This is a genomic window from uncultured Thiodictyon sp. (assembly GCA_903837595.1).
Classification (GTDB): domain Bacteria; phylum Pseudomonadota; class Gammaproteobacteria; order Chromatiales; family Chromatiaceae; genus Thiodictyon.
Window position 1 is genome coordinate 1 of record CAILVI010000360.1, and the last position, 11,740, is coordinate 11,740.

Annotated in this window: 11 protein-coding genes and 2 tRNA genes; 3 read left to right on the forward strand and 10 right to left on the reverse strand. The window is 65.0% G+C overall.

All coding sequences use genetic code 11. The annotated features are described in order from the left end of the window. From QZY44_RS20625 to QZY44_RS20670, 10 genes are all read right to left on the reverse strand, one after another. The coding region (locus QZY44_RS20625; RefSeq protein WP_295451148.1) for a type III pantothenate kinase at window positions 1-578 on the reverse strand (578 nt) is incomplete at its 3' end. Continuing rightward, a complete protein-coding gene (locus tag QZY44_RS20630; protein WP_295451150.1) occupies window positions 575-1,594 on the reverse strand; it encodes a biotin--[acetyl-CoA-carboxylase] ligase in 1,020 nt (339 codons plus the stop codon). The genes QZY44_RS20630 and QZY44_RS20625, both read right to left, overlap by 4 nt. Before the next feature lie 19 nt (window positions 1,595-1,613). Further along, a complete protein-coding gene (locus QZY44_RS20635; RefSeq protein ID WP_295451153.1) occupies window positions 1,614-3,497 on the reverse strand; it encodes a peptidase M61 in 1,884 nt (627 codons plus the stop codon). 284 nt (window positions 3,498-3,781) lie between these two features. Beyond that, window positions 3,782-4,072: an RNA-binding protein gene (locus QZY44_RS20640; protein WP_295451155.1), complete on the reverse strand. Its 291-nt coding sequence runs from the start codon at window positions 4,070-4,072 to the stop codon at window positions 3,782-3,784. A gap of 390 nt (window positions 4,073-4,462) precedes the next feature. Beyond that, the gene (locus QZY44_RS20645) at window positions 4,463-4,735 is read right to left on the reverse strand and encodes an RNA-binding protein (protein WP_100918615.1); all 273 of its coding nucleotides are present in this window, start codon (window positions 4,733-4,735) and stop codon (window positions 4,463-4,465) included. Window positions 4,736-4,893: 158 nt separating this feature from the next. Next, a complete protein-coding gene (locus QZY44_RS20650; RefSeq protein WP_295451156.1) occupies window positions 4,894-6,189 on the reverse strand; it encodes a DEAD/DEAH box helicase in 1,296 nt (431 codons plus the stop codon). Between the two features lie 491 nt (window positions 6,190-6,680). Further along, entirely contained in the window at window positions 6,681-7,088 is a 408-nt protein-coding gene (locus QZY44_RS20655) for an H-NS histone family protein (RefSeq protein WP_295451158.1), read from the reverse strand. 639 nt (window positions 7,089-7,727) lie between these two features. Next, window positions 7,728-7,812: transfer RNA gene (locus QZY44_RS20660), tRNA-Leu, on the reverse strand. A gap of 159 nt (window positions 7,813-7,971) precedes the next feature. Further along, window positions 7,972-8,045, reverse strand: a tRNA-Cys gene (locus QZY44_RS20665). A gap of 78 nt (window positions 8,046-8,123) precedes the next feature. After that, complete coding sequence (locus tag QZY44_RS20670) at window positions 8,124-9,077, reverse strand: acetyltransferase (protein ID WP_295451160.1); 954 nt, start codon at window positions 9,075-9,077, stop codon at window positions 8,124-8,126. A 263-nt stretch (window positions 9,078-9,340) separates the two neighbouring features. Here QZY44_RS20670 and ndk point away from each other — a divergent pair, with 263 nt between their 5' ends. From ndk to pilW, 3 genes are all read left to right on the forward strand, one after another. After that, window positions 9,341-9,769 carry a nucleoside-diphosphate kinase gene (gene ndk / locus QZY44_RS20675; protein ID WP_295451163.1) on the forward strand — a complete coding sequence of 143 codons (429 nt, stop codon included), beginning with the start codon at window positions 9,341-9,343 and terminating at the stop codon, window positions 9,767-9,769. A gap of 67 nt (window positions 9,770-9,836) precedes the next feature. Then, entirely contained in the window at window positions 9,837-10,940 is a 1,104-nt protein-coding gene (rlmN, locus tag QZY44_RS20680; RefSeq protein ID WP_295451166.1) for a 23S rRNA (adenine(2503)-C(2))-methyltransferase RlmN, read from the forward strand. Between the two features lie 8 nt (window positions 10,941-10,948). Then, window positions 10,949-11,731 (forward strand): type IV pilus biogenesis/stability protein PilW, encoded by a 783-nt coding sequence (pilW, locus tag QZY44_RS20685; RefSeq protein ID WP_295451168.1) that lies wholly within the window; start codon window positions 10,949-10,951, stop codon window positions 11,729-11,731. Window positions 11,732-11,740 lie beyond the last annotated feature (9 nt).

Below are 11,740 nucleotides of genomic sequence, written 5' to 3' on the forward strand. Positions count from 1 at the left end.
AGCCGTTCGGCCAGGGCCGCCAGGGCGTGGAGGCTGCCGGTCGCGACCGCGGCAGCGGTGTCGGTCGCCCAGGGCTCGACGGTCGGCTCGGGCGCGCCCGGGGGAATCTGGGTGCCGGCCAGCAGGCTGTCACGCATCATGGTGAGCCCGGGCAGGATCAGGCCCCCAAGGTGAAGACCGGCGGGGGCCAGGACATCGAAGGTGACTGCGGTGCCGGCATCCACGATCAGGGCCGCGTCGCACCCCTGGGCGCCGAGCAGCGCCAGCCAGCGGTCGACGCCCAGTCGCGCGGGTTCGGCATAGGCGACCCGCAGCCCCAGGCATCCCTGGCGGGGGAGGGCAAACTCGGCCTCGCGACCCCAATAGGCACGCACCACCCGGGCGACGGCCTCGCCCAGCCGCGCCCCGCCGACGTTGCCGATCAGCACACGCTGCGGCGGCGGCACGACCTCCCAGGCGGCGAGCAGGTCGAGCGGGACGCCGCGGCTATGGCGCACCCCATCCATCGGGCCGAGCACCCCGTCGGCCTGCAGTGCCCAATGCAGGTTGGTATTGCCTATATCGATCAATAAGTTCATAGCAGTTCGTCCGCAGACCGGGGCGCCGCGGCGACCGTCGGAAAGCGAAGGCTGACCTCCCCCGAGTGCACGCTCAGGGCTCCGTCCGCGGTGTTGAGGCGCAAGGCACCGTCCGGGTCGATTCCGGCGTAATCGCCCAGGATCAGCCGCTCGCCCAGTTGCAGTTGGACGGGCTTCCCGCGCAACAGGTCGAATCGCGCCCATTCGGCGAGATAAGGCGTGAGCCCGACCTGGCCGAAGCGCTCCAGCATCTCCAGCAGGGCGTCGATGAGCGCGGCGGCCAGCTGATTGCGCCCCGGCGCCGCCGCTCCCAGGGCCTCGCGCAGGTCGACCCAGGGTTGGTCGATCCCCTGGGCCTGGTCCGAGTCCAGGCGCAGATTGAGCCCCAGGCCCACCACCAGGTGGCTCGGCCCCTGGGCCTCGCCGGCCACCTCCAACAGCAGACCACCGAGCTTGCGGCGCTGCCAAAGCAGGTCATTGGGCCACTTGAGCCCGATGTCGGTGAGCCCGTAGCGGTGCAGCACAGTGGCGACTGCCACTCCCGCCGCCAGGCTGACGCCGCCCAGCCCGGCCGGACCAACCGGATAGCGCCACAAGACGGAGAGATACAGGTTGGTGCCAAAGGGCGACACCCAGACCCGACCACGTCGGCCGCGCCCGGCCGTTTGGCGTTCGGCAAGACAGACGGTGCCGGCGGCTTCCCCCGCCACCGCCGCCGCCATCAGCCGCTCGTTGGTCGAACCGAGCTGGTCGTGGACTTCCAGCCGGGCGAGCCGGGACCCACCGGCGGCGCCGAACCCACCAAGGATGCGCTCGGGCTCCAGGAGTTCCAGGGGGCTGGCCAGCCGATAGCCGTGGCTAGGGATGGTTTCCAACGCGAGACCATAGTCTTCGACGGCCTTGTGGAGGGCCTTCCAGACGCCAGCGCGGGTCATCCGCAGACACCGCGCGAGTGCAGCGCCGGAGTGACAATCCCCGTCGGCGAGCAATCGGATCAGTTGGAGGCCAGTCGACACGGCGGGTTCCAAGGTCACGTCAGGCACCGCTCGCGAGCCACGCGGCCCGCGCCTGGACCGCTGCCTCGGGCGCCGCCGCGAGCAGCATCAGCTCGCAGGTATCGGCTGCGGCCGGCCGGGGGCTGGCCACCAGCTCCAGGAGTTCGTCGCGGCGGAACAGGTGCAGTCGCACCGGCGCCTCGACCGCGGCCACCAGTCGCTCCAGGTTATCCGCCGTGGCGCGCAACCCGTCGACGGCCACCACATGATCCCCCGACGCCAGCCCGGCGCACTCCCCGGCCCCGCCGGTGAGGACGGTCTGGATCACCGCGTCCGTGGTCCCGGCGCGCAGCCGGATCCCCAGGGTGGGCCCGGCACTGACCGGGCCGAAGCACTCGACCGCGCCACCCAGGTCCTGCGCGCCCGTCGCCGGACGCAAACGCATCTGGATGCCGACCGTGGCGAGCAGCGGCTCCAGGTCCAGGTCGTCAGTCGAATCCAGTGCCTGGGCAAAGAATCCGTCCAGGTCGAGCCCGGAGACCTGCGCGGCGATCACCTCCACACCCCGTTCGGGCACGCCGATCCCGGTGCGGCCATGGCGCTCCCAGAGGGCGCGCATCACGTCATCCAGGCAGACCCGGCCGGCCGTCCCCTGGCGGATGGTCAAATCGAGCGCGAGCGCCACCAGCGCCCCTTTGACATAGTAGCTAACGACGGCATTGGGGCCGTTTTCGTCGGCCCGATAGAACTTGGTCCAGGCATCGAAACTGGATTCCGCCAGGGTCTGGACCAGCCGGCCGGGGGTGCGCATGACCCGGGTGATGGTCTCGGCCAGGAGTTGCAGGTAGGCGCCAGTGTCGATACAGCCGCTACGCACCAGGGCCAGTTCGTCGTAATAGGAGGTGATGCCCTCGAAGGCCCACAGCAGGCGGGTGTGGACTTCACCGCTCAGGTCCCCCGCCATGAGTGCCTGGGGGCGAATGCGGGTGACGTGCCACAGGTGGAAATATTCGTGGCTGCACAGGCCAAGAAAGCGCCGATAACCCGGGGTGGGTGCGGCGGGGACGGTCTCGGCTACTACCTGGCCGGGGCTCGCGGCCCCCCTCTCGAGCGGGCGCGGGAGATCATCACGGGCACACAATAGACTCGACGAGAAACGGTGTTCCAGGCCGCCATAGCCCTCGGCCACCGCGGTGGCCAGAAAGAGATAACGGTCGAGCGGTAACTCACCGAAGAGCGCCGCGTGCTCCTCGCACAGACGCGTCAGGTCCTGGCGCAAGCGTTCGTGATCGCACCGCTGCCGGCCGCTGATCGCGAGCGCGTGGGGAACGCCGCGGACCGCGAATGCCACCCGATCGAAGCGGCCCATCTCGACCGGGTGATCGATCAGATCGGCATAGTCGTCCGCCTGGTAGGCACCAAACCCGAGCGGCTCGGCGGTGAGGGGCCGCAGACTGGTGGCGAGGCGCCAGTCGCGATAGGCATCACCCGCGGGCGGACGCAATTCGATGCGACAGGCGCGATCGGCGAGCCCCACGACTTCAAGCAGTAGACTGGGGCCGTTGAAATAGGCATGGGTGCAGTCCAGATGGGCCGAGCGCACCGTGAAGTCCCAGGCGTAGACCTGGTAGCGGATGATCAGTGGGCCGCTGCAAGCGACGCCGGTGGCGATCTCCCAGGTCTGTTTGTCGTGCTTGGTGAGCGGGAGTGGCCGCCCCTGGCCGTCTTGCGCAGTCAACTGCTGGAGGTTGCGCGCGAAGTCCCGGATCATGTAGCTGCCCGGGCACCAGGCCGGCATGGCAAGTTGCAGCGAACCCGCCGGTGGGTCGCCGATCACCAACTCGACGGCGAACAGATGCGCCTGCGGGTGCTGCGGACAGACCCGGTAGGTGAGGGCAAATGGCTCCGTGGCGGGGCTCGGCATGGGACGTCAACTGGCTCGGCTGATCGAGGGTCAACAGTAGCAGATCAGGCGGCTATCCGCAGCACACAGCCGGTGTGATGGCACGCTGACAAGCGGCGGCGATCCGAGCCCCAAGCGGTTCAACCTAAATCAGGCAAGATCGCTCAGGGGTCAGGGGATCAATCACGGGAGAACGGCGGTCATACAAAATGGAAACGCCAGCAGCACGCGAACAGTGTCGCGCGCCGCTGGCGCAAGCCCTTTGCCAAGCAGACCGGAGCGGGCGCCCCGGCCTTGCGCCTGGCCTACCAGCGCGGCCCGCGGGAACCACCGCCGCCGCCACCGCCGCCTTCACCGCGCGGCTTGGCCTGGTTGACCTTCAGATTGCGACCCTTCAGCGGGGTCTCGTTCAGGGCCTTGATGGCCGTGTCGGCCTCCGAGTTGTTCGACATCTCGACGAAGCCGAAGCCCTTGGAGTCGCCGGTGAACTTGTCGGTGATCAGGTTGACGCTGGAAATTTCGCCATAGGCGGCGAAAGCGTCACGCAGGTCATCTTGGGTCACAGAGTAGGCCAGGTTGCCAACGTAGATATTCATCTTTCAAATGTTCCGTCAAAGTGCATTAAAGAGAGAGTGAGAACGGTCGAACGATCAATGCACAACTGATTCGACAGCCTGTTTCCCCAACCATTGGGGCGAAATCACTCCGCGCGCGGGCAGCGCGCGGGAAAACCGTTCATGGCCTGGCGTCCAGACCCACTCGGCCACCAACCACACGTTGGGGCTGCCCGAACCGTTCCAACGTGCTTGGCGAAAAAGAGCAAGGGATCGCGAAAAAAAGTTTACTCGAACCAGCGCCCGAGAATAAATCGCTTAAAAGTATAAATAAACCACACAACACAAAAACTTAACAGAGTGCAAACAAGCACCGGCACCACGGTCGCGGTGAAGAAAAGGCCGGGGCCAATGCCCCGGCCTTCCGCGTTGCTACCAGCGCGGCCCACGGGAGGGACGCTCACCGCGCGGCTTGGCCTGGTTGACCTTCAGGTTGCGGCCTTTCAAAGGGGTCTCGTTCAGGGCCTTGATCGCCGCATCAGCCTCCGAATTGTTCGGCATCTCGACGAAGCCGAAACCCTTGGAGTCGCCGGTGAACTTGTCCGTGATCAGGTTGACGCTGGAGATCTCACCATAAGCGGCGAAGGCATCACGCAGGTCATCTTGAGTCACGGAATAGGCCAGGTTGCCAACGTAGATATTCATCGTGCAAGTGTTCCATCAAAGTGCATTGAAGCGAGAGTGAGAACGGTCGAACAATCAATGCACAACTGATTCGACAGTCTTTGTCCCCAACCGTTGGGGCGCAATTGTTCCGTGAACTGGTCCGCGGCTGCGCAGTTCACGGACAATCGATCCGGATCTCAACGACCGCGGGCGGGAGCGGCCCGGCGCCCCCCCTGGCTACCCGGGCGCGCGGCTTGCCCCGCTCCCATCCGGTCGCCGCGCCCCGCGGAACGCTGGCGTTGGGTGAAATCGGTACGCACCCGTGAGCGGTCATCGTCCTCGTGCTGATCCGCCGGCGGGTTCGCGGACGGCTCGAAGCCGATCACCGGGGTCATGGGAATCTCACGGCGCAGCAGGCGCTCGATCCCTTTGAGCAACCCCCGCTCGTCATGGCTGACCAGGGACAGGGCCGAGCCAACAGCACCGGCGCGGCCCGTACGTCCGATGCGGTGGACATAGTCCTCCGCCACATTCGGCAATTCGAAATTGACCACTTGGGGAAGATTGGCGATATCCAGACCACGCGCGGCGATATCGGTCGCCACCAAGGCCCGGACCAGCCCACGCTTGAACTCATCCAGCGCCCGGGTGCGCGCCGACTGACTCTTGTTACCATGGATGGCGGCGGCCGTGATCCCGTCGCGCGTGAGTTTCTCGGCGAGCTTGTTCGCCCCATGCTTGGTACGCGTGAAGACCAGCACCTGTTCCCAGCCCTCACGATGGATCAGATGGGCCAACAGGTCTGGCTTGCGGCTGCGGTCGACCGGGTGAGCGGATTGGGACACCGCCGCGATCGGGGTGTTACGCCGGGCGACCTCAACCGTCTTGGGGTGCTTCAGCAGGCCGTCGGCCAAGCGCCGGATTTCATCTGAATAGGTGGCGGAGAACAGCAGGTTCTGCCGCCGCTCCGGGATCAGACGCAGAACCCGCTTGATGTCATGGATGAAGCCCATGTCGAGCATCCGATCCGCCTCATCGAGCACCAGGATTTCGACCCGTGACAGGTCCACGGTGCGCCGGGTGGCGTGATCGAGCAGACGCCCGGGGGTCGCGATCAGGATATCGACGCCACGCTGGAGCTTGTCCACCTGCGGCTGCATGCCGACACCGCCAAAGATGATCGCGGAACGCAGCGGCAGATGAATCCCATAGGCGTGGACCCGCTCCCCGACCTGGGCCGCGAGTTCACGCGTCGGTGTCAGGATCAAGGCACGGGGATGGCGCTGCGGATGCCCTTGCTCGGCCAAGAGATTCAACACAGGGAGTACGAAGGCGGCGGTCTTGCCGGTGCCGGTCTGGGCTCCGGCCAAAAGATCATGACCGGCAAGTATCTCGGGGATGGCTTGCGCCTGGATCGGCGTCGGCCGACCGTAGCGCTGCGACGCAACGGCGCGCAGCAAGTCGGCCCTTAGGCCGAGCGAGTCAAAGGACATTTAGGCTCCGCGCCTGTTAGCCAGGCGGCCTACCCAGGGGTTCTGGGACCGATCTAGGCAAAGTGAAAGATAGAAAGTACGTTCGAGGATCATGCCTGAAATTCAAGGACTCAGCCGCGAGACGGGCGCATCGATCGGGCGATGCAAGGTTTGGAGTGTAGACACATACAAAACGAAAAGCCAGCGGATTTATTGAATCTACTCGACCCCTGGCGCAAGCGGCCGATCGACCACCACACCAGACTCTTGAACACATTTTTTTCAAAGACTTAAAGAAAGCGCGCGGACACCCGACCGGGCCCCGCCCAGGTTGAAATAAAGAGACAATAGAGAGGACGACCACCCCACAGAGCCGACCAGCGGCGAGTGCCGACTGACGCCGCTCACACCCAACAGCGATCAGCCTCGCCGAAGGTTCGCGCCGGGTCCGACTCGCGGATCCGGCGCGAACATCAAGCGCCGCGATCAGATGCTGGGATCAGACGCCGGGATCAGGCTTCAAGGACCTGGAGATAATTGGCCTTGAATGCCTCACGATCTGCCTTCTTGGAGGCATCGTAACCCTGCTCCTGCATCTTCTGCTTCATCCACCCCGGCAGGACGCCGCGCACATAGATGTTCTGCGCGTTTTCCGGATCGACATAACGGGTGTAGTCACGTCCGCTGGGGGTCGCGCGGGGCGTGGCGGCAGCGCCGCGACGACGCCGGGTCTGGATCAAGGGGACGATCTCGTCGAGCTCATAGCCGTTGTGGCTGATCAGGTCCCTGATCTGCTGAACCACCCCCTGCTTCGCTTCTTGCCGACGGGTCACCAATGCCCGCTGCAATTCGGACTTGTTCTGCTCGATTGTCTCGAGGTGCTGCCGGATCTCATCAAGGCTTAGGTTCGCGTACTCCACGTGGGTACCTCCGATCTGAAAATGGTTGGTTAGAAACTTTCTGCGTATCACCGCGCGAATCCTGACGAGCGCGTACCTACTAATGTATTCGTTTCGCAATGAAAGTCAAGCCAACCGGAGAAAAATATGGAGCGATTGCCAAACGACCGCAGCGGACATCGGGTATCACGCACAGCCACTGGTGCCAGGTCGCGGCGCATCCGCGGCGCCGCCCTCGCCCATCGCGGGCCAGCACCAAGCAGCGCGGACCATTCAATCACAGACCGGGGCGGCGATCATTCTCGCGCTGACTGACCACGGGGATAAGGTGCACGCCAGACATTGCGTCGCCGCGATCGCGACGCACCAACTCATCGACTTCATCGCACCGGTCGGCCGGCCGGCGCACCGATAGCGCGGCCCGCGACCGACCGCTGACGGGCAGCAGGGCAGCACTACCGCGGGACTTGAAACAGCGCTCGACAGAGAACCTGTGAGCGTCGTCGACAAAGGAAAGAGAGGTGATCGCGAGCCGGAGCGGACCGGCAGCCCGATGAAGGAGAGGCACTCAATAGCGTGAAAGACACCCAGTCGCAGTGAAGCGCCGGAGCACTCACCGGCAGCGGCGCAAGGATCCCGGCGACAGCAAGAACCGCCGATTGGTGCCCGGGGCGGGACTCGAACCCGCATGCCTCGCGGCGAGGGATTTTAAGTCCCTTGCGTCTACCGATTTCGCCACCCGGGCGGGGAGAGCTTGGACGCCACCAGGAAGGCTCATGAAGAGCCGCCAGAGGGCCTTATTGGGCTTTATATCTGCGGAGAACTCCGGCGAGCTTGCCGTGCCGACCGAGCAGCACGAACCGAGCCAAGGGAAGCAGGCGACCGATCATGGCGATGGCGAGTTTGGAGGCTGAGCCCGGAATCGAACCGGGGTGCACGGCTTTGCAGGCCGCTGCATGACCACTCTGCCACTCAGCCCAAGAGCGCCATTATAGTAGGTCGCCGCGGCGTTGTCACCACACCGATGCACCAGCGAGGAGGCAGACGGGATTCCACTCAAAACGCAGCGATGAAGGCCGCCGTGAAGCGGTCATAGTCCGTGTCGGGCAGGTGATTGATTCCCGCCGCGGCCGCGCGCCCGCCGCCGGTCGCGAATTGGCGGCACAGTTGATCAGCGCCCTGCGGACGGGCCAGCGGCGCGCGCACGCTCACCAGGAAGCCGCCCTGCGGCAATTGCGTCAGCAGGGCATGGGCACGCCCCGGCGCCTGCTGTGCCAGCGCGTTGGCAAACACGCCGCCGACGCGACGCGCCCACGGCTCACCGGGCAGGATGTGCAGGCAGTGGCGCTCGAGCGCAAGTGTCGGCACGGCACCCTGCGCCCGCGCCATGTCATGCGCGTAGCCGTCACGCAGAAGCGGATAGGTTGGGTCCTCGCGCATGAAGGCCAACGGGTCGGCATAGGGGCGCAGGCGCCGATACAGCTCATCCGGGGGACAATGCAAATCGGTCACTTCGGCACCGTAGCCATTGTAATTGATGCAGATGCCCAGTTCCCGCAGGCGTTCCAACTCAGGCCCCGCCAGTCCGAGCACAGCGGCGGCGCGCCGGGCCGCGGCATCGAAATTGTCGCCGAAGGTGCCGACGACCGCCCAGGCGCGAAAGCGCCCGCCGAGAAATTCATCGACCAGCAGGCTCGTGCCCTTGTCCGTACCGGTCTCGATGTGGCAAGCGAACCCGGGATGACGGGGAATCTCGCCAGAATAGTGGTGGTCGAAATAGCGCACCCGAGCACCCGCGGCCAAGACCCGGGCGAGGGCCACGCGATTCTTGTCCAGCGCGATATCGAGCACGGTGACCTGGTCCCCGGCACTGGCCGGGACGCGCTCCAGCAGCGCGATGTCGCGCTTGACCCCGGTCACCAGGGTACTGTCCAAGGGCTGCGCGAACCGCAGTTGCAGCAACGCGCAGATGCCGTCCGCGTCACCGTTAAAAACATCAAACTGGGTCATGCTATACCTTCAGAATATTAAGTTTTTTGACGCCCTGACAGACTGCGGCCGCAGCCAACGGACACCCGACCACAGACTGCAGCCGCCCCTCGGCGTCAGTAAAAGATGCCCGCCATTGCCGCTCACTCCCCTAGCCGGTAGACTGCGCGTCTTGCCTTGCCCCGGTCCGCATCTGCCGGTGGCCAGTGCCGGGTGACGGCCCGTCGCCCCGGACACACCATTATCCCCGCGGACACCCTCGAACACCTCTATCTGGAGTCCTCATGCCCGTCGAACGCACCCTTTCCATTATCAAGCCGAATGCCGTCGCCAAGGATGCCATCGGGGCCATCCTGAGCCGCTTCGAGACCGCCGGCCTGCGCATCGTCGCCGCCCGCATGCTGCACCTCAGCCATGAACAGGCCAGCGCCTTCTATGGGGTGCACCAAGGCAAACCGTTCTTCGATGAACTGGTGGGGTTCATGACCTCCGGACCCGTGGTGGCCCTGGCCCTGGAAGGCGAGGACGCGGTCGCCAAGAACCGGGAGATCATGGGCGCCACCAACCCGGCCAATGCTGCCCCCGGGACCATCCGCGCGGACTTCGCCGACTCCTTTACGGAAAATGCGGTCCATGGCTCCGACGCCCCGGACACCGCGGCGGTCGAGATCGCATTCTTCTTCCCGGAGGGTGTCTGCCCGCGCACGCGCTGACTGCCGCAATACTGCCGAGCCGTCAGATCACCTCATTATTTGGATACACCAGTTGCTGAATAACCCCATGGAAACCCCGGCCCCTAAGCCGAACCTGCTGGACCTGGACCTCGCCGCGTGCGCGGCCCTGGTGGCGGCACTCGGCTTCAAGGCCTTCCACGGGCGCAATTTGTTCAAGTGGATCCATAAGCACGGCATCATCGACTACGACCGCATGACCGACTGCCCGAAGGGCCTGCGCGCGGCCTTGGACAGCGCGGTAACCTTGGGGTTGCCGCGCATTATCCACACCCAACCATCCGCCGACGGCACCATCAAATGGGTGATGGAACTCGACGACGGCCAGCGGGTGGAGACGGTCTACATCCCCGAAGACGGACGCAGCACGCTGTGCGTCTCCTCCCAGGTGGGGTGTGCACTGAACTGCGCCTTCTGCGCCACCGCCCGGCAGGGATTCAATCGCAACCTGCGGGTGAGCGAGATCGTCGGCCAGGTCTGGCACGCCACCCGCCAACGAGGGGTTGCGCCGACCAATGTGGTCATGATGGGCATGGGTGAGCCGCTCGCGAACTTCGAGGCCGTGGTCACGGCGATGGCCGTCATGCAGGACGACCTGGCCTACAATCTCTCCAAATACCGGGTGACCCTGAGCACCTCCGGTATCGTGCCCAATATCTATCGGTTGCGCGAGGTCTGCGACGTCTCACTGGCGGTGTCGCTGCATGCGCCCAACAACCCGCTGCGCGACGAACTGGTGCCGATCAATCGCAAATATCCACTGGAAGAACTGCTGCCCGCCTGTCGCGCCTACCTCGCCGCAGACCAGCGGCGCAAGATCACCTGGGAATATGTGATGCTGGACGGCATCAACGACAGCCTCCAGCATGCCAAACAATTGATCCGGTTACTGGAGGGCACCCCCTCCAAGCTCAATCTGATCCCCTTCAATCCGTTTCCCGGCAGCGGTTTCGCCGCCACGCCGCCGGAGCGCCTGGCGGTCTTCCGTGAGCGACTGATGCGCTCTGGCCTGCTGGTCTTCACCCGCAAAACACGCGGCGACGAGATCGCCGCCGCGTGTGGGCAATTGGTCGGCCGGGTGGACGACCGCACCCGGCGCGGCACCCACCCGATCCCCGTCGCCATGCCCCAGTTGGGCCTAGCAAGCCGATGACAATTGACATGAGCCGGACCTTTAGATATACCGCCGCGGCGACCCGGGCCTGCTGCGCCGCCTGTCTGACGCTGGCCGCCTGTAGCCATCAGGCACCCCTGCGGACGGAGGCGCAAAACTCCGTTGCGATCGGCGATCAGAGCACTCCGGCAGACATCTATTCCGCCATGGCCGGAGAGTATTACAAACTCGGGCAACTCGACATCGCGCAGCAACAGGCCAACAAGGCCATCACCGCGGACAAACAAAACCCCCGTGGCTATTACATGATTGCCATCATTTACGAACGCACGGGTCAACCGGCCCTCGCCGAGGAGAACTTCAAGCGGGCCTTGACACTCGCCCCCAAGAACTCCGATATATTGAATGCCTACGGCAATTTTTTCTGCTCCCAGCGCCGCACCGCCGAGGCCCAGGCGCAGTTTGCCAAAGCGATCGAGAACCCGCTCTATACGACGCCGTGGGTCGCCATGACCAACGCCGGCACCTGTGCCCGCAATGCAGGTAATCTCACCCAGGCGGAGGCGGACTACCGCCGTGCCCTGGCGGCCAATCCCAGCTTCGGTCCAGCCCTCGCGGAAATGGCGGGCATCGAACTCGGGCGCGGCAACGCCAAGGCCGCCAAAGGCGCCGTGGATCGCTTTTTCCAGGCCAACGCCCCCGAACCCCGGGCGCTGCTACTGGCCGCCAAGACCGAGCGCAAGCTGGGCAACACCAAGGCCGCCGCGACCTATGAGCAGATTTTGCGGCAAAAATTTCCGGACGCACCCGAACTTCGGGACCTTAAATGAGCCCCTTGC